We start from the raw sequence: 19,242 nt of genomic DNA on the forward strand, positions 1-19,242 counted from the left end.
CTAAGCGATATTGCTACATTTTTATAGTCTAAATTGGGATATTTACTTATTCTTTTTCTCTACCAAAACGATGAAACATTTCGATATATGTATTAAAGGTAGCTTTGTTTTTATTGTAATAATCTAAGTCTCCATTTTTACCCATTACCTGAATCAGTCCTCTATAGCGTTCAATATCAGTTATGATATCTATAGCAAGACTACTTTGATCAGATGCATCTAAAGTTTTGTAATAGTTTAGATTCTCTTTGTATTTTTGCGTCAATTTATTAAGTAACTCGTGCGCTTTTGCTTTTTCGCCTACTTTGTAATATCCATCAGCAAATGGCTCTAGTAATGAATAATAGTCAAATTTATCAACTGGCATTTTAGTCATCGCCATATTAATAACTTCTTTCGCTTTATCAATTTTACCTTCTTCGATTAATTTTTCCATTAATCGTGCTAGATTAGTTCTATAATTAATAGACTCTCTTCTTGTTTCAGGATCGTGGTAAATGTGGTCGCTATCACTATTTCCCCATTCCCATTTTCTAACAATCTGTAGCATTTTGTCAGTATCAATTCCGCCCAAATCAAGTGGACTTCCGTCTTTAGGTATTGGTGTTTTTACTGGAACTAATTTGTAAATTAATCCTTCAAGTTGTAAATAATTTTTCATCCACAAGTAATCTTCATCGTCAAATGAGCCTGGGCTGAAATAAATAGGTCTTTTCCAGTTGTTATTTGCAACAATATCTAACATCATTATTCTGTTTTTATACAATGCTCTTCCTTTGATATCGATATCAATGTAAGGAACAATAGAATCATTGTATTTTGCAGCAACAACTTTGTTTTTAATTATTTCATTTTTATCAACAGGAATTCTAATTTTATTTGTCGGGAAAAAATGTACCGTTTGTCCGTTTTGCATTCCTATCGTTGATTTAGGATTTTTTATAAAGGCCATAAGGTCTTTTGCATCCCATCTACTTTCTGTTTTAGGAACATAAACTACGTAGTCTAATTTGTCACCTACATATTCATCATGTGTAAAAGAAATAGGCAAGGCTTCTGATTGATAGCTTTTTCGTTTCATTTGGTCAATATACCAGTCGGTCATGAAAAGGCTGGTATTTACCAGTTTTACATCTGTACGTACACCTTCAATTTCTTGAGCATACCAGAGAGGGAAGGTGTCATTGTCACCTATGGTAAATAAGATTGCGTTAGGGTCACAAGATTCTAAATAGGCCTTTGCCATTGCAGTTGCAGTATATTTTCCAGAACGATCGTGGTCATCCCAGTTTTGATACCCCATTAATACGGGTGCAGCAAGTAAACTAGCAGTTATAATGACAGGTCCGGCAATTTTAGGAGCTAAATACTCTTTTAAGGTTTCATAAAGTGAATATACACCAAAACCAATCCATATTGCAAAAACATAAAAGGAACCTACAAGAGCATAATCTCTTTCTCTAGGCTCAAAGGGTCTTTCATTTAAGTATATTTTTAAGGCAATACCTGTGAATAAAAACAAGGATAATAAGACATAAAAGCTTTTTCTATCTCTACTTGCGTGAAACATTATTCCTATTAGTCCAAGAATAAAAGGTAAGAAAAAATAGACGTTACGACCTTTATTGTTTAAAACATCTGCAGGGAGGTTTTCTTGAGATCCAAGATGTAAATTATCTATATAGTTGATTCCGCTAAGCCAGTTTCCATCTTGGTTGCTGTACCTTCCTTGAATGTCATTTTGACGTCCCACAAAGTTCCACATTAAATACCTCCAGTACATGTATCCAAATTGGTATTCAACCATAAAACTTAAATTATCTGCAGTAGTAGGCTTTTCTATAATTAAATATTCATTATAGCTTTTTAGGAACTTCATGTAGCCTTCGTTGTCAATTTGTTTTTGAGCGTAAGCGGTTCTAAATTCATTAACCGTTTTTACGACTTCATTTTTTAATTGCGCAATGGCTTTGTTATAATCCTCTTCAGATAATGAATTAACATCAACTCCATATTGTCCAAGATCACTCTCGTAATCATGATTAGGATCAATTCTAAAAAGAGGTGCGTTAGTAAAATTCATATAGTTTTCTATATGATCAGCACTCCACATCCTAGGTAGAATTGTTTTTTGGTCATCGTCACTGTTTTGCTCCGCATTTTTAAAGTTGTTTACAATAACATATTTGCCTGTTTTGTAATCTCTCTCGAAATTAGGTGCTTTGTCTAAATAAGGATTATTTTTGTCTAAGCCTGCAAATGTTTCAGTGTATTGTGGTCCGTAAAAAAGCGGATTTACACCATATTGCTCTCTGTTATAATACGCAAGAACTTCGGCAGCATCTGATGGTTTATTTTCGTTAATTACTGTATTTGCATTGGCTCTAATAGGAAGCATCATCCAAGTCGAAAATCCTATTAAGATAAATAAAACACAAAGTAACAGTGTGTTGTATTGAATCATTCCCTTGCTACGAGTATACTTTAATCCAAAATAAAAGAAAGCAATTATTGCAATGGTAACAAAGATAGTTCCAGAGTTAAATGGCATTCCGAAGCTATTAACCATAAAGATTTCTGTCTTACCAAAGAAGGCCATCGTTAAAGGTAGTAATAGCTTGAATATAAATAATAATATAGAAACAACCACCACATTTGCGATGATAAAATTCTTTACAGTAACTGTTTTGTAGTTTTTGAAAAAATATAAAAACCCAATAGCAGGAATGGTAAGTAATGCCATAAAGTGAACTCCAAATGAAAGTCCCACAACTAAAGAAATGATTAGCAACCAGCGATCTCCTCTGGGTGTATTCATCTCTTGTTCCCATCTAAGACCCAGCCATAATAGTAAAGCAATAAGTAGAGAAGCCATAGCGTAAACTTCGGCTTCAACAGCATTAAACCAAAAGCTATCAGAATATGTAAATGCTAGTGCGCCAACAAATGAACTTCCTAAAACAACAATTTCGTTATTTTTATTAGGCTCAGAAATTCTAGCAGCTAGTTTTCTTAATATCATTGAGGAAGACCAAAATAAAAACAGAATGGTGAAGGCACTCGAAAAAACAGATGTCATATTAACCATTAAGGCAATATGCTGATTATCGGCAGCAAACATGGCAAAGAAAGCACCAATCATTTGGAATAAAGGAGCTCCAGGAGGATGGCCTACTTGTAATTTAGCTGCGGTTGCAATATATTCTCCACAGTCCCAGAAGCTCATTGTAGGTTCAACGGTGAGTGTGTAAGTTATTAATGCGATTCCAAATGTAATCCAGCCGAGGATAGTATTCCATTTATTGAAATTAAATGTCTCCTTGTTCATGTATAAAAATTTAGTTTTATTTTGAGATACAAAGAAAATGTTTTTTTTATTAATGCAAAGTGCATTAACAAAAAATTCTATCAAACAATCTTGTTTTAGTAACTTATTGGTTCTTAGTATTTTTCTAGTTTCAGAAAATTTTTTTTCATTTTTTTTGAATAAAAGTGCTAAAAAAGTTTGCGCAAACTAAAATTTAGTATAAATTTGCACTCGCTAAGCAACAATGCTGCTACAGTAATTAAGCTGGTCTATGGTGTAATGGTAACACAACTGTTTTTGGTGCAGTCGTTCAAGGTTCGAGTCCTTGTAGACCAACGAAAGCCTTTCAAGAAATTGAGAGGCTTTTTTTTGTTCGAAAGTTTTTGATGGAGTTGATTTTTTTTGAAAGCAACTCTTTTGATGCTATTTTTTTTAGAATAGTGACATTGAAGAGTTGTTAAAGTGGTATAAAAACAAAATAGAGCTGTATTTTTCTTGATTATTTTATAAGAAAAATCTTTGTTTTGTAGTTTTAGATAGCTCAGGGATTATTTTAACAACAATCAATTATTTCCGTTAATAAAAAAAACACTATATTTGCACCGTTATTTATTAAAAACTAGATAATGAGGGGACTAATTGTCCCCTCTTTTTATAAAAATATGACATTTAAAGAAAAAGTAAATACATTGTTGACAGAAGGTCTTTCAGATAAGCCATCGCTTTTCTTGATAGATCTTACTATAACAGAGGCTTTTAAAGTAATCGTAACAATAGACGGAGATAATGGCGTTGCCTTGCAGGACTGTATCGATCTTAGTCGCGTTGTTGAGAATAATTTAGATAGAGAAGAGCAAGATTTTTCTCTAGAAGTAGCTTCGGTAGGAGTAGGATCACCCTTAAAACTGGTCAGACAATACAAGAAAAATGTAGGTAGAACACTGATTGTGAAAACAGCTACAGAAAATTTAGAGGCAGAATTAGTAGAAGCTAATGATGATTTTGTAATTTTGTCATGGAAAGCTAGAGAACCGAAGAAGATTGGTAAAGGAAAAGAAACAGTTCAAAAGAGACTTGAAGTTCCTTACGCAGATATAAAAGAAGCAATTGTTACAGTAACATTTTAATTAAAGAATTCGCATGGAAAATTTAGCATTAATCGATTCATTCTCAGAGTTTAAAGATGATAAACTTATTGATCGTGTAACGCTTATGGCAATTTTGGAAGATGTATTTAGAAATGCATTGAAGAAAAAATACGGTTCAGACGATAATTTCGATATCATTATCAATCCTGATAAAGGGGATATGGAGATTTGGAGAAGAAGAGTAATTGTTGCGGACGAAGATTTAGATTTTGAAAACGAAGAAATTACGTTAACAGAGGCAAGAAAAATTGAAGCGGATTTTGAAATTGGTGAAGAAGTTTCTGAAGAAGTTAAATTAATTGATTTAGGAAGAAGAGCAATTTTGGCTTTACGCCAAAACCTTATTTCTAAAATTCATGAACATGATAATACAAATCTTTACAAACAATTTAAAGATTTAATTGGAGAGATATATACAGCCGAAGTGCATCACGTAAGACCAAGAGTGGTTATATTAGTTGATGACGAAGGAAATGAAATTGTTTTACCAAAAGAAAAACAAATACCTTCTGACTTTTTCCGTAAAGGAGATAATGTTAGAGGAATTATTGAAAGCGTTGAATTAAAAGGGAACAAACCTCAAATTATTATGTCTAGAACTTCTGAGAAGTTTTTAGAGAAATTATTTGAACAAGAAATTCCTGAAGTTTTTGACGGTTTAATTATGGTTAAAAATGTAGTAAGAATTCCAGGTGAAAAAGCAAAAGTAGCTGTAGAAACTTATGACGATAGAATTGATCCTGTAGGTGCTTGTGTAGGTATGAAAGGATCACGTATTCACGGTATTGTACGTGAATTAGGAAATGAAAATATAGATGTTATTAATTATACTAGTAACATTCAATTGTTTATCACAAGAGCTTTAAGCCCTGCAAAAGTTTCTTCGATTAAAATTAACGAAGAAGCAAAAAGAGCAGATGTTTTCTTGAAATTAGAAGAGGTTTCTAAAGCAATTGGTAGAGGAGGTCACAACATTAGATTAGCTGGTCTATTGACAGGTTATGAACTTGATGTAATTCGTGAAGGTGATGTTGCCGGTGCTACTGCAGATGAAGATGATGTTGAGTTGACAGAATTTTCAGATGAGATAGAAGAATGGGTTATAGATGAATTTGCAAAAATTGGTTTAGATACTGCAAAAAGTATCCTAAAACAAGATGTAGAAGATTTAGTAAGAAGAACGGACCTAGAAGAGGAAACTATTCTAGATGTAATGAGAATATTGAAGGAAGAATTTGATAGTTAATCTATGCTTCTAACAACACAACGAAAAAGGTAATAATAAAAAGGTTTTATGTCTGAAGAGAGAATTATTAGAATAAACAAAGTTTTAAGGGAATTGAATATTTCTTTGGAAAGAGCTGTGGATTATCTAAAAGATAAAGGAATTGCTATTGAAGCAAATCCAAACACAAAAATTTCTGATGATGTATACAATGTTCTGTGCGGTCAATTTGCAGGTGACAGAGGGAAAAAAGAAGCTTCAAAAGAAGTAGGAGAAGAGAAAAGAAAAGAGAAAGAAGCTTTGCGTGTGGAGCGAGAAAAAGAGATAGAGGATAAACGCAAGCATGATGAAGAGGTTCTTAAACAACAACAAGAAGTTATCAAAGCGAGAGCGGTAGTAACAGGTCCTGTTCAAGTTGGTAAGATTGATCTTAATCCAAAAAAAGCAGCGCCGGTAAAAGCTAATGTAGAGAAATCTGCAGAAGCTACTAAAGCGCCAGCTCCTGTTGAAAAACCAGCTCCAAAAGAGCCAGTACAAGACAAACCTGTTTCAGATAAAAAAGAAGTAAAACCTACTGTTGAAGTTAAAGAAGCTAAGAAAGAGGAAAAAGTAGCAACTCCAAAAGCAGCCCCTGTTGCAAAAGAGACTGTGAAAAAAGAAGCTCCTGAAGTTAAAGCAACTCCAAAAGCAGAGGTAACTGAAAAAGTAGTAGCAGCCCCAGCAGCAGATGCAACGCCAAAAGGTGAAGAAACTCCTGCAGAAGAAGCAATTGCTACACAGTATCAAAAATTATCAGGAACTAAACTTACTGGTCAAACTATTGACTTGTCTCAGTTTAATAAACCTAAAAAGAAAAAAGAAGAGCCTAAAATTACTCCTAATAAGCCAGGTGCTGCAGGAGCTAATAATGCTAATAAAAATAAACGTAAAAGAATTGCTCCTAAACCGGGCACGCCAAGACCTCCTGGAGTTCCTGGTGCACCTAATCCTAACAAGATTACTCCTAATACTGGAGGTGGTGGTTATAATGCTAATAGAAGTTCTAGACCTGGATTCGTTAAAGGAAACAGACCTGCTATTGTTGCAAAAGTAGAGCCAACGGAAGAGGAAGTTAAAAACCAAATTCGTGAGACTTTAGAAAAATTACAAGGTAAAAAAGGTGGTAAATCTAAAGCGGCAAAATACAGAAGAGACAAAAGAGATACGCACCGTCAAAAATCGGATGAGGAGCAAAGAGCAATAGACGAAGGAAGTAAAACTATTAAGGTTACTGAGTTTGTTACTGTTGGTGAAATAGCTATCATGATGGATGTGCCAATTACTAAAGTTATTGGAACTTGTATGTCTCTAGGAATCATGGTTACCATGAACCAACGTCTTGATGCAGAAACATTGACAATTGTTGCTGATGAGTTTGGTTATGAAGTTGAATTCATTACCGTAGATATTGAAGAAGCAATTACTGTTGTTGAAGATAAAGAAGAAGATTTAGTATTTAGAGCGCCTATTGTTACTGTGATGGGTCACGTTGATCACGGTAAAACATCTTTACTAGATTACATTCGTAAAGAAAATGTTATTGCAGGGGAATCTGGAGGAATTACACAACATATTGGTGCCTACGGAGTAACTTTAGATAACGGACAAAAAATTGCATTCCTTGATACACCTGGTCACGAGGCGTTTACCGCTATGCGTGCTCGTGGAGCTCAAGTTACAGATATCGCTATTATTGTGATTGCAGCTGATGATGACATCATGCCACAAACAAAAGAAGCTATCAGTCATGCGCAAGCAGCTGGAGTTCCTATTATTTTCGCAATCAATAAGGTAGATAAACCTAATGCAAATCCAGAGAAAATTAAAGAAAGGTTAGCAAGTATGAATTTACTTGTTGAAGACTGGGGTGGGAAATTCCAATCTCATGATATTTCTGCAAAAGTTGGAACTGGAGTAAAAGAATTATTAGAAAAAGTATTACTTGAAGCAGAGGTTTTAGATTTAAAATCTAATCCAGATAAATTTGCTCAAGGAACTGTAGTTGAAGCTTTCCTTGATAAAGGTAAAGGATACGTATCTACAATATTAGTACAACATGGTACGCTTAAAATTGGTGACTATATGTTAGCAGGTAAGCATCATGGTAAGATTAAAGCAATGCATGATGAAAGAGGGAATTCTGTTCTAGTAGCAGGTCCATCTACACCAGTATCAGTTTTAGGTCTTGATGGTGCAGCTACTGCAGGTGATAAGTTCAATATTTTTGAAGACGAAAAAGAGGCTAAACAAATTGCTGCTAAACGTTCTCAATTAATGCGTGAACAATCCGTACGTACACAACGTCATATTACACTAGATGAAATTGGTCGTCGTATTGCATTAGGTCAGTTTAAAGAATTAAATGTGATCCTTAAAGGAGATGTTGATGGTTCTGTTGAAGCATTATCTGATTCATTCTCTAAATTGTCTACTGAAGAAATCCAAATTAACATCATACATAAAGGTGTTGGAGCGATTACTGAAACTGACGTTATGTTGGCTTCTGCTTCTGATGCTATTATTATTGGATTTAATGTTCGTCCTGCTGGAAATGCGAGACAACTTGCTGATAAGGAAGAAATCGATATCCGTTACTATTCTATTATCTATGCAGCAATCGATGACTTGAAAGATGCAATGGAAGGAATGTTAGCTCCTGAAATGAAAGAAGAAATTCTTGGAACTGCAGAAATTAGAGAGATATTCAAAATCTCTAAAGTGGGTTCTATCGCAGGTTGTATGGTTACTGATGGTAAAATTACTCGTAACGCTAAGATCAGAGTTATTAGAGACGGTGTTGTTGTTCACGCAGGTGAGTTAGTAGCATTAAAACGTTTCAAAGACGATGTGAAAGAAGTTGCAAAAGGATATGATTGTGGTATCCAAATTAAAGGATACAACGACATCGAAGAAAGAGATGTTATTGAATCATACCATGAAGTTGCTATTAAAAAGAAATTGAAATAAAATTTAATTCTTTATATATTTGAAAAATCCCGATTCGTCGGGATTTTTTGCGTTTAAAGTGTAATTTGTAGCTTTTTTTTATCCTTTAAATGATTATGACGTATTGCTGGTATTTCAGTAATAAATAAAAAATAGTAAAACAGCAGATGAATTTATAAATATGCTTATTAATAACGTATGACAGTTTATCTAAGTTTTTTTTAAATTGAGTTTTTATAGCTTTTAAGTAAGAATTATAAAATGCTCTTGCTATTGTCCTTAATGTAACTATATTGCTATTTAAGATGGTTTGGGTTATCATGCATAGACTATTTATAATACAGTCTAATTATCAGTTTGAGTGGAGTAGAGTGTTTTTATTGTAAATCGACTGTATTATGTTTATGTATGTATAAAAGGTGCGTAGTCTTCAAAAATTTCAACTGAATAGTTATGACGAATCTATTTAAATCTTCAAATCTGTGTGCAAATTTTTCATTACTCAATGCGGACAATCATATGTTTCTATTCAATTAGAATATGAGGGCAAATTATTATTGCTTGTGGTTGCTGTTGTTTATCTTTTAATTGTTTAAAGAAATTGATTCCCCTGCTTTTATAGGAAAGAATAAAAATGATATTTTTTAAATATTATATCGATGTGATTAAAAAGGGGGTATTGAATAACAAAAGCACTTGTTTATTTCGAAATAATATTAGGAGTTAGTGATGGGAATATTATGTAATTGTAAAACACATAAACATTATTAATCATCTGTTAGTGTCTATAATAGGTCGTGAGGGACTAATTTAATTCGTTTTTAATAGTGTTCGTTATACAATTGTAGCGGTAATTTAAATTTGATACGCAAGCTGTTTACAAAGGAGACTAACTGCAAGGTTTAGTGTGTTTGATTTTAATTATTACTTCTTGACTGCACACAATGTTATAGCCTTAGTTTGTCAAAGATTGTGCTGCTTTTGTTGTAAATAAACTATAATTAATATCGTAGTTTTTAAGAATATTTTCTTAACCCGTTATTACGGCTAGATAGTTTTTGGGTGTATCTTTTGTATTTAAAATAGTTAATTAGATTCTTTATATACTTTCAGGATGTAGGTGAAAATATAGGAATATATTTATTTTATCGGAGCTCTAAATATGTGATGAAATTAGAATTTTGCTTCTGTGTTTAGTAGTTTATTTTCTTAACACGTTTGTAAAATAATCCTATTCAATTTTTTTATGATAAGTTAGCGTGTCTTCAGAGTAATGATTATTCATTGCTCCGATCTCCTAATGAGAGTGTTATACCAAACACACATATTATATAGTCCAAATTTTATCTAAACACACATAGCTATACCCGCAGATACTCATTACCTCTTTTTTAGTTGTATTTTTCACCACATCAGTAATAAAATCTTCAACATCCTCTAATGATTTGTAAAATTTATTAGAGAACTGTCGTTTATATTTTGCCCACATTTTTTCAGCGGGATTAAGTTCTGGACTATATGGTGGTAAAAAAACAAGAACAATATTTTCAGGAATGATTAATTTTTTAGCCTTATGAAATCTTCCATTATCCAGCACGACTATTTTAAGTTCCTTGGGTTTTTCTTTTGTGAAGTTATTTAGAAAAACTTGAAAATTATCAGCATTACAATGCGGGAGTATTAGTTGAAAATGGTCTCCTGTTATGGGAGAAAATGCTCCAGAAAGCCAAGTTGATTTGAAGACTTGTTGGAAAGTGCAAATTGGTTTCACACCAATAGCAGTAACTGATTTGCCATTGCGTGTAAATAAACCATAACGCGATTCGTCTTGAAAAAATAGATTTATAGATTCAAAATTCCCCACAGCATTCAGTGCTATTTCTTGGCAGATTCTTCCGAAGTCTTTTTAAAAGAGATTCCTTGGTTTTCATCTTTTTTAACGTGACTTTTTCGGGCTACTTTTACGCTTGATTTAAAATTTCTAATGCAGTAATAAAGTAAGGTGTTGTAATTGAAAGTTTTCCCTGTTTCTTTTTCAATCCAATCTTGAAGCTCAACATAACCTTGAAGGCCATTTTGAGAATCATTGAGTTTTGTTTCCAACATATTGTGTTCAGTAACAGAGAAAACCGAAGGTTTGAAGCCTGTTTTTTGATGTTTCATCAAACCCTCAATTCCTTCGTTAATATATAATGTTCTCCATTTATGAACGCTATTTGGATCGACCACAGCTAATTTGGCAACCTCTCGTTTGGAAATCCCTGTTTTTTCGTTTTGCTTTAAAATCAGTAGAACTCTTAAACGTTGTCCAATGAATGGGATAGATTGTTTAAGTAGACTTTTAATTTCTATTTCGGTTTCCTTGATAATCAAAATTTTTGAATATGCCATAATACCACTGTTATAATATAGTCCAAATATAACATTAAAAAACCAATTATAAAAATTGGTCTATAATATATTTTCGTTTGGTATTAGTTTTGAAATTTATTATATTGATTTTGTAAATAAAAAGATTAGTTTAAATATAATCAACTTTCTAGATTTGGATTAACACAAAAGGAAATAGGTCAATATTGCTCTAATGAAATAGGTAGCTTTTTCAATGCTAGAGAATATGAAAGTTAGTTACCTAATTTAGGCTGTTGAAATTATGATCAAGAGATACTCCCTTTTTATATCAGTGACGAATTAGTTGTTATTGGTGAATTCGATTTAATTGTAATTAGTTTTTTAAATAAACTTAAAGCCAATCGAAAAGATATATTTAAGGGTAAATCATTTAAATCAACGCTATTTATTTAAATGAAGAATGTTTAGTTTTTACAAATAGCAGTGCTTTCTATGTCATTCGTAAGTTTTTTCTTTTTTAAAGTAAAATCGAGATATCAATTTTAATGTTGTTTCTTTTAGTCGTAAGTAAAGGTTATAATTAATCGATATTTTGTTGATTTTAGAAATTTCAAATAATTTATAGACCAAAAAAAAGCCACTATCATGATGAAGTAGCTTTTTTTTGGATTTAAGTTATAAATTTATTTTTGTGGCTTAATTATAAAAGCATTAGAGTATTTGTCTTTAATTTCTTCTAGATTTCTTTCGGCTTCAATTCTAGTTCTAAAGTTACCAATCCATACTTTATAATTAGGTGTATTGAAAACAATTGTGCCGTCTAGCTCTTTAAATTGCTGTTTACAATCATATAAAGCTCTTTTAGACTTTTCACTATCACCGCTAAATACTTGGATTTTATAGCGATCATTGATAGAAACAGAGGAATTTATTTTTCTTTTTTCACTTAATAATTGTTCAAAGCGGGCATCTTGCTTAATGTTAATATTTTGGACCTGAGCTTGTAATGTTCCAGCGGTAATACAAATTAGAAAAGATACAAATAAGGTTGTTTTAATGGGTATGATTCTCATAACGTGATGGTTTTTAAGCAAAAATAGTATTTAATGAATGAATCTAAAAGCAAATTATTATTTAGAATTAATATAAATTGAAATTAAGACTATTTTAAGGTTTTGAGAATAGTTCATAAGTCGTATTTTTGTCGAAGTTTAAAATAAAGGAACGGTTTAACTGTAATTATTTATAGAGAAAACTGTGCCAATTTTTAGTAGATAATCATTATATTTTATGAAAAAGGTGGGTAACCATAATTCGATCTCAAGGAAACTATTGTTCAGCTTTACTTTAATGCTGGCATTTTCCTTTACTTCATTTGCACAAGATGCTGCTCCTGCAGCTGCAACTGAGGCTCCTGCGGCTGCGCCAAGTGCTGACCCTGTTAAAGGAAAGGAACTTTTTAATTCAAACTGTGCTGCATGTCACAAGTTAGACGCTAAGTCTACTGGACCGGCTCTTAGGGGTATTGCAGAGAAACATGAAATGGCATGGATCTATAAGTGGGTTCATAATAGCTCTGACATGATTAAGTCAGGTGATGCTGCTGCTGTTAAGGTTTTTGAAGAAAACAATAAAGCAGTAATGACTCCATTTCCTCAATTATCAGAAGGCGATATAGACAATATTATTGCTTACACATCAGAAGTAAAGGCTGAAGCTCCTGCTCCACTACCTGGAACTGCTGTTGCTGGTACTGCTGATCAAAGTGGTGTTTCTAATAGTATTATTTTAGGTGCTTTAGCTCTTGTTATGTTGATGTTAGTTGTTATGTTATTCCTTGTGAATAATGTCTTAACTAAAGTAGCAAAATCAAACGGAATTGAAGTAACTTCAAAAACACCAACAACACCAATATGGAAAGCTTTTGCTAAAAATCAATTTTTGGTTTTAGTTACTGCTATTTTCTTATTGCTTGCAAGTGCGTACTTCGTGTATGGCTTCTTAATGCAAGTAGGTGTAGATCAAAACTACGAGCCAATTCAGCCAATTCATTATTCTCACAGGATTCATGCTGGTGATAATGAAATCAACTGTAAGTATTGTCACTCTGCGGCTAGAGTTAGTAAAAACGCTGGTATTCCTTCTTTAAATGTTTGTATGAATTGTCATAAGAATATTGCTGAAGTTGCTGAAACAACTGCTACTCCTGAGTACAGTAAAGCTTTTTACGATGAACAAATCCAAAAATTATATACTGCTGTAGGTTGGGATAAAACTACACAGTCTTATACTGGAAAAACACAACCTGTAAAATGGGTTCGTATTCATAACTTGCCTGATTTTGTTTATTTCAATCACTCACAACACGTAACTGTTGCAGGAGTTGAATGTCAAACTTGTCACGGTCCTGTTGAAACTTACGAGATTCAAAAACAGTTTGCTCCTTTAACAATGGGATGGTGTATTAATTGCCATAGAAAAACCGATGTTAAAATGGAAGGAAACGAATATTATACTAAAATTCACGAAGAGCTTTCTAAGAAATACGGTGTAGACAAATTGACTGCAGCGCAAATGGGAGGTTTAGAATGCGGTAAATGCCACTATTAATCAAATTATTAAGATTTTAATATTTATATACAATGTCATCAAACAAAAAATACTGGAAAAGTGTTGAGGAACTTGAAAATGGTTCTATTGTTGAGGCGCTTAGAAATAACGAATTTGTTGAAGCAATTCCTACTGATGAGTTTTTAGGAAATGATGATGCTATGTCATCTTCTTCAACATCACGTCGTGATTTTTTAAAGTACGTAGGGTTTAGTACTGCTGCAGCTACACTTGCAGCATGCGAAGGTCCTGTGAACAAGTCGATACCTTATGTATTACAGCCAGAACAAATCATTCCTGGAGTAGCTGATTATTATGCTACTTCTGTTTTTGATGGTTTTGATTTTGCAAATCTTCTTGTTAAAACACGTGAAGGGCGTCCTATTAAAATAGATAATAATACTATTTCAGGAGCGAAATTTGCAGCTAATGCAAGAATTCATGCGTCTATATTATCATTATATGATAATATGCGTTTGAAGGAACCTAAAATTGACGGGAAAAATGCAACTTGGTCAGCAGTTGATGCTAAAGTTAAATCAAGTTTAGCAGATGCTAAGTCAAAAGGTGGTCAAGTTGTGTTATTAACAAATACATTAGCAAGTCCTTCTACTGAAAAATTAATTGGCGAATTTATAGCTTTGAATCCTACAGCTAAACATGTAGTTTATGATGCTGTTTCTTCTTCTGAAGCTTTAGATGCTTTTGAAACTGTTTACGGTGAAAGAGCTTTAGTTGATTACGATTTTTCAAAAGCTTCTTTAATCGTTTCTGTTGGTGCTGACTTCTTAGGAGACTGGCAAGGTGGTGGATATGATTCAGGATATGCTAAGGGTAGGATTCCACAAAACGGAAAGATGTCACGTCATTTTCAGTTAGAAGCAAACATGACTTTGTCAGGAGCTGCTGCTGATAAACGTTTAGCGATGTCTGTTGCCAATCAAAAGCAAGCTTTAGTTCAAATATATAATATAGTTATTGGAGCAGCTGTTCCAGTAACATTAGATGCTAAGTTTAAAACTGAAGTTGTAAAAGCGGCTCAACAGTTAAAAGCTGCTGGTGCAAATGGAGTTTTAGTCTCAGGTATTCAAGATAAAAATGCACAATTATTAGTTTTGGCTATTAATCAAGCATTAGGAAGTACTGCTTATAGCACTTCTGGTACAAGACAAATTAGAAAAGGATCTAACGAAAAAGTGGCTCAATTGATAAATGATATGAAAGCCGGAAGCGTTCATACATTAATTATGAGTGGTGTTAATCCTGTATATACTTTAGCTGATTCAGCATCATTTGTTGCAGGGCTTAAAAAAGTCAAAACATCAGTAGCTTTTTCTTTAAAAGAAGATGAAACTGCTTTAGTGAGTACAGTTGCTGCAGCTGTGCCACATTATTTAGAATCGTGGGGTGATTTAAGTCTTACTAGAGGTACTTATAGTTTAACACAACCTACAATTCGTCCATTGTTCGATACTAAGCAATTTCAAGACGTTTTAATGTCTTTGAATGGTATGTCGGGTACTTTTTATGACTATGTAAAAGCAAATGCTTCAGGAACGGTTACTGGTACTACATGGAATAAAGTATTACATGATGGTGTTTTTGTATCTGAATCTCAAGTTTTATCTGGAGGAAACGCTGATTATACTACTGCTGCAAATGCTTTAGCAAAATCAAAAGCTTCTCAAGGATTTGAATTAGTTTTATATACTAAAACAGGAATGGGTGATGGTCAACAAGCAAACAATCCTTGGTTGCAAGAGTTTCCAGATCCAATTACTAGAGTTTCATGGGATAATTATATAACTGTTTCTAATGCTGATGCAAAAGAGATGGGAATGACAAATGAAATTGTTGCTAATGGTGGTTTGAATGGTAGTTATGCTACAGTAACAACTGCTGATGGTATTAAGTTAGAAAACGTTCCGGTAATTGTTCAACCAGGACAAGCGGTAGGAACTGTTGGATTAGCTTTAGGGTATGGTCGCAAGGCTGCTCTTAAAGAAGAAATGATGGTAGGTATAAATGCTTACTCTTTATATAAAGATTTCAATGATGTACAAGCGATTACTTTAGAAAAAGCTTCTGGAGATCATGAATTTGCTTGTGTTCAAGGACAAAAAACATTAATGGGTAGAGGAGATATCATCAAAGAAACTACTTTGGAGATATTTAATACTAAAGATGCTAAAGTTTGGAATGAAGTTCCAATGGTATCTTTGAACCATGAAGAAGTAGAAGCTACTACAGTTGATTTATGGGATACATTTGATCGTTCAATAGGACATCATTTTAATCTTTCAATTGACTTAAATGCTTGTACAGGTTGTGGTGCTTGTGTTATCGCGTGTCACGCCGAAAATAATGTGCCTGTTGTAGGTAAGTCAGAGATTAGAAGAAGTCGCGATATGCACTGGTTGCGTATTGATAGATACTACTCTTCTGAAAGCACTTTTGCAGGAGATAATGAAAGAAAAGAGAATATTAAAGGATTGTCTAGTTCATTGTCTACTTTTAATGAAATGGAAAAAGCGGGAGATAATCCTCAAGTTTCTTTTCAACCAGTAATGTGTCAACATTGTAATCATGCTCCTTGTGAGACTGTTTGTCCTGTTGCAGCAACATCTCATAGTCGCCAAGGTCAAAACCACATGGCATACAATAGATGTGTTGGTACGCGTTACTGTGCAAATAACTGCCCTTACAAAGTGCGTCGTTTTAACTGGTTCTTGTATAACAAAAACAGTGAATTCGATTATCACATGAATGATGATTTAGGACGTATGGTATTAAATCCAGATGTAAACGTTCGTTCTCGTGGTGTTATGGAAAAATGTTCAATGTGTATTCAAATGACACAGGCAACTATTCTTAAGGCTAAAAGAGAAGGTAGATCAATTGTTGATGGAGAATTTCAAACTGCATGTTCAAATGCTTGTTCTACTGGAGCAATGGTTTTTGGAGATGTTAATGATACCAAAAGTCAAGTGACAAAATTGGCTGCAGATGATAGAATGTATCATTTGTTGGAACATGTTGGAACTAAGCCTAATGTGATTTATCATGTTAAAGTTAGAAATACCTAGTAAAAAAAATTATTAATAAGAAACAATATAAAGGATTATGTCGTCTCACTACGAAGCAACCATTAGAAAACCTTTAGTTATAGGTGATAAAACTTATCACGACGTAACAGTAGATATTGCTGCACCTGTTGAAGGTAAAGCAAATAAACATTGGTGGATTGTATTTTCAATTGCACTAACTGCTTTCCTTTGGGGAATAGGTTGTATTATTTACACAGTATCTACAGGTATTGGAACATGGGGATTAAATAAAACTGTTGGATGGGCCTGGGATATCACTAACTTCGTTTGGTGGGTAGGTATTGGTCACGCAGGAACACTGATTTCCGCCGTTCTATTATTATTCCGTCAGCGATGGAGAATGGCAATTAACCGTTCTGCAGAAGCAATGACAATTTTCTCTGTTGTGCAAGCGGGTTTATTCCCAATTATACATATGGGTCGTCCATGGTTAGCGTATTGGGTTCTCCCAATTCCAAATCAATTTGGATCCCTTTGGGTTAACTTTAACTCCCCATTACTTTGGGATGTATTTGCAATTTCAACTTATTTATCGGTATCATTAGTTTTCTGGTGGACTGGATTATTACCTGATTTCGCTATGCTTAGAGATAGAGCAATTACGCCTTTTAATAAGAGAGTTTACTCTATACTAAGTTTTGGATGGAGTGGTAGAGCTAAAGATTGGCAACGTTTTGAAGAAGTATCTTTGGTTCTTGCGGGTTTAGCAACACCTCTTGTACTTTCTGTACATACGATTGTATCGATGGATTTTGCTACTTCTGTTATACCAGGATGGCATACAACAATCTTCCCTCCATACTTTGTTGCTGGTGCAGTATTCTCTGGTTTTGCAATGGTAAATACTTTACTTATTATTATGAGAAAAGTGTCTAATCTTGAATCGTATATTACAGTACAGCATATTGAACTAATGAACATTGTAATTATGATTACAGGTTCTATTGTGGGAGTTGCTTATATCACTGAGTTGTTTGTAGCATGGTATTCTGGAGTTGAATATGAGCAATATGCTTTCTTAAATAGAGCGACTGGACCATACTGGTGGGCATATTTATTAATGATGTCATGTAATGTTTTGTCTCCACAATTTATGTGGTTCAAAAAACTTAGAACTAGTATAATCTTTTCTTTTGTATTATCTATTGTGGTAAACATCGGAATGTGGTTTGAGCGTTTTGTAATTATTGTTACTTCATTACATAGAGATTATTTACCGTCTTCTTGGACAATGTTTTCACCAACATTTGTTGATATTGGTATTTTTATTGGAACAATTGGTTTCTTCTTTGTGTTGTTTTTGTTATACTCTAGAACTTTCCCAGTGATTGCTCAAGCAGAGGTTAAAACAATTTTGAAAGGAACAGGAGATAATTACAAAAGAGAAAGAGAAGCAAATAAAGATAGACATCATGAATAATAAAGTAATATACGCCATTTATAATGACGATGATATATTGATGGATGCGGTTAAGAAAACTAGAGCAGCTCATCATCATATTGAAGAAGTTTTTACACCATTTCCAGTTCATGGGTTGGACAAAGCGATGGGACTTGCTCCTTCTAGATTGGCTATTTGTTCATTCATCTATGGATGTATTGGAATTACATTTGCTACATTGATGATGAATTTTATTATGATTCAAGACTGGCCACAAGATATTGGCGGAAAGCCGAGTTTCAGTTTTATTCAAAATATGCCAGCTTTCGTTCCAATTATGTTTGAAATGACTGTATTTTTTGCAGCGCATTTAATGGTACTTACTTTTTATATGAGAAGTAAATTATGGCCATTTAAGCAAGCAGAAAATCCTGATGTAAGAACTACAGATGATCACTTTTTAATGGAAATTTCCATTAATAATAATGAAGAAGAGTTAGTTTCTTTTTTCCAAAATACAGGAGCTGTAGAAGTTAAAGTAATAGAAAAGAATTAATTTAGATATGAAAACCGTATATAAAATAACACTATTATTTGGTATTACTATTTTAGTAGCATCATGCCACAATAATAAAGCGCCAAATTACCAATACTTTCCTAACATGTATGAGTCGATAGGTTACGAAACCTATTCAGAGTCAAGTGCATTTAAGAATGGAAAAGAAGGGCAACTTCCTGCTCCAGGTACGATAAATAGAGGTTTTGAACCTTTCGAATATGAAAACACTACTGCGGGTTATGAGTTAGCTAAAGCTAATCTTGTTTCTCCTTTAGATTCATTAGATAGAAATTCTGATAAAGGAAAAGAGCTATTTGATATTTATTGTATTAGTTGTCATGGTGCAGCTGGTAATGGAAAAGGAAAATTAGTAGAGAGAGAAAAATTTCTTGGAGTACCTAGTTATAAAGATAGGGTAATTACTGAAGGAAGTGTTTTCTTTGTAGTGACTTATGGTTTAAACTCAATGGGTTCACATGCAAATCAATTAAGTGCACATGAGCGTTGGTTAGTTGCTGACTATGTCCTTAAACTAAAAAGCCAATTATAATTGTTGAACAAACTGATC

Annotated in this window: 12 protein-coding genes and 1 tRNA gene; 9 read left to right on the forward strand and 4 right to left on the reverse strand. The window is 33.3% G+C overall.

Annotation, left to right across the window (positions count from 1 at the left end):
- Window positions 1-46: 46 nt before the first annotated feature.
- Complete coding sequence (locus ACVEGE_RS09575; RefSeq protein ID WP_192501349.1) at window positions 47-3,328, reverse strand: glycosyltransferase family 117 protein; 3,282 nt, start codon at window positions 3,326-3,328, stop codon at window positions 47-49.
- A gap of 244 nt (window positions 3,329-3,572) precedes the next feature.
- On the opposite strand from ACVEGE_RS09575, the gene ACVEGE_RS09580 reads away from it, so the two are divergent.
- From ACVEGE_RS09580 to infB, 4 genes are all read left to right on the forward strand, one after another.
- Window positions 3,573-3,643, forward strand: a tRNA-Gln gene (locus ACVEGE_RS09580).
- Between the two features lie 326 nt (window positions 3,644-3,969).
- Window positions 3,970-4,434: a ribosome assembly cofactor RimP gene (rimP, locus tag ACVEGE_RS09585; RefSeq protein ID WP_173851020.1), complete on the forward strand. Its 465-nt coding sequence runs from the start codon at window positions 3,970-3,972 to the stop codon at window positions 4,432-4,434.
- A 13-nt stretch (window positions 4,435-4,447) separates the two neighbouring features.
- Window positions 4,448-5,701 carry a transcription termination factor NusA gene (nusA, locus tag ACVEGE_RS09590; RefSeq protein WP_173850645.1) on the forward strand — a complete coding sequence of 418 codons (1,254 nt, stop codon included), beginning with the start codon at window positions 4,448-4,450 and terminating at the stop codon, window positions 5,699-5,701.
- A gap of 48 nt (window positions 5,702-5,749) precedes the next feature.
- Window positions 5,750-8,686: a translation initiation factor IF-2 gene (gene infB / locus ACVEGE_RS09595; protein ID WP_173850643.1), complete on the forward strand. Its 2,937-nt coding sequence runs from the start codon at window positions 5,750-5,752 to the stop codon at window positions 8,684-8,686.
- Window positions 8,687-9,992: 1,306 nt separating this feature from the next.
- Here the strand turns inward: infB and ACVEGE_RS09600 are convergent.
- The 3 genes from ACVEGE_RS09600 to ACVEGE_RS09610 form a co-directional block, all read right to left on the reverse strand.
- A complete protein-coding gene (locus ACVEGE_RS09600) occupies window positions 9,993-10,529 on the reverse strand; it encodes an IS630 family transposase (protein ID WP_458008641.1) in 537 nt (178 codons plus the stop codon).
- Window positions 10,530-10,540: 11 nt separating this feature from the next.
- The gene (locus tag ACVEGE_RS09605; RefSeq protein ID WP_458008637.1) at window positions 10,541-11,056 is read right to left on the reverse strand and encodes a helix-turn-helix domain-containing protein; all 516 of its coding nucleotides are present in this window, start codon (window positions 11,054-11,056) and stop codon (window positions 10,541-10,543) included.
- A gap of 644 nt (window positions 11,057-11,700) precedes the next feature.
- Entirely contained in the window at window positions 11,701-12,090 is a 390-nt protein-coding gene (locus ACVEGE_RS09610; RefSeq protein WP_173850641.1) for an SPOR domain-containing protein, read from the reverse strand.
- A gap of 217 nt (window positions 12,091-12,307) precedes the next feature.
- On the opposite strand from ACVEGE_RS09610, the gene ACVEGE_RS09615 reads away from it, so the two are divergent.
- Genes ACVEGE_RS09615 through ACVEGE_RS09635 form a run of 5 tightly spaced genes read left to right on the forward strand, consistent with a single transcriptional unit; the run spans window position 12,308 to window position 19,224 of the window.
- A complete protein-coding gene (locus tag ACVEGE_RS09615) occupies window positions 12,308-13,627 on the forward strand; it encodes a cytochrome c3 family protein (RefSeq protein ID WP_173850639.1) in 1,320 nt (439 codons plus the stop codon).
- A 32-nt stretch (window positions 13,628-13,659) separates the two neighbouring features.
- Window positions 13,660-16,713, forward strand: coding sequence for a TAT-variant-translocated molybdopterin oxidoreductase (locus tag ACVEGE_RS09620; RefSeq protein WP_192500542.1), 3,054 nt, complete (start codon window positions 13,660-13,662; stop codon window positions 16,711-16,713).
- Window positions 16,714-16,750: 37 nt separating this feature from the next.
- Entirely contained in the window at window positions 16,751-18,154 is a 1,404-nt protein-coding gene (nrfD, locus tag ACVEGE_RS09625; protein WP_173850635.1) for an NrfD/PsrC family molybdoenzyme membrane anchor subunit, read from the forward strand.
- A complete protein-coding gene (locus ACVEGE_RS09630; RefSeq protein ID WP_173850633.1) occupies window positions 18,147-18,671 on the forward strand; it encodes a DUF3341 domain-containing protein in 525 nt (174 codons plus the stop codon). The genes nrfD and ACVEGE_RS09630 overlap by 8 nt, the downstream gene beginning before the upstream one ends.
- Window positions 18,672-18,678: 7 nt before the next feature.
- On the forward strand, window positions 18,679-19,224 hold the full coding sequence (locus ACVEGE_RS09635) for a c-type cytochrome (protein WP_192500543.1): 546 nt from the start codon (window positions 18,679-18,681) through the stop codon (window positions 19,222-19,224).
- Window positions 19,225-19,242: the final 18 nt, after the last annotated feature.

Source organism: Flavobacterium sp. PL002, assembly GCF_054165825.1.

Excerpts from the sequence above, each read along its gene's own strand:
- ACVEGE_RS09605 (WP_458008637.1), bottom strand. The coding sequence starts at position 11,056 with ATGGCATATTCAAAAATTTTGATTATCAAGGAAACCGAAATAGAAATT.
- nrfD (WP_173850635.1), top strand. The coding sequence starts at position 16,751 with ATGTCGTCTCACTACGAAGCAACCATTAGAAAACCTTTAGTTATAGGT.
- ACVEGE_RS09630 (WP_173850633.1), top strand. The coding sequence starts at position 18,147 with ATGAATAATAAAGTAATATACGCCATTTATAATGACGATGATATATTG.
- ACVEGE_RS09615 (WP_173850639.1), top strand. The coding sequence starts at position 12,308 with ATGAAAAAGGTGGGTAACCATAATTCGATCTCAAGGAAACTATTGTTC.
- ACVEGE_RS09575 (WP_192501349.1), bottom strand. The coding sequence starts at position 3,328 with ATGAACAAGGAGACATTTAATTTCAATAAATGGAATACTATCCTCGGC.
- ACVEGE_RS09635 (WP_192500543.1), top strand. The coding sequence starts at position 18,679 with ATGAAAACCGTATATAAAATAACACTATTATTTGGTATTACTATTTTA.
- ACVEGE_RS09620 (WP_192500542.1), top strand. The coding sequence starts at position 13,660 with ATGTCATCAAACAAAAAATACTGGAAAAGTGTTGAGGAACTTGAAAAT.
- infB (WP_173850643.1), top strand. The coding sequence starts at position 5,750 with ATGTCTGAAGAGAGAATTATTAGAATAAACAAAGTTTTAAGGGAATTG.
- rimP (WP_173851020.1), top strand. The coding sequence starts at position 3,970 with ATGACATTTAAAGAAAAAGTAAATACATTGTTGACAGAAGGTCTTTCA.
- ACVEGE_RS09610 (WP_173850641.1), bottom strand. The coding sequence starts at position 12,090 with ATGAGAATCATACCCATTAAAACAACCTTATTTGTATCTTTTCTAATT.
- nusA (WP_173850645.1), top strand. The coding sequence starts at position 4,448 with ATGGAAAATTTAGCATTAATCGATTCATTCTCAGAGTTTAAAGATGAT.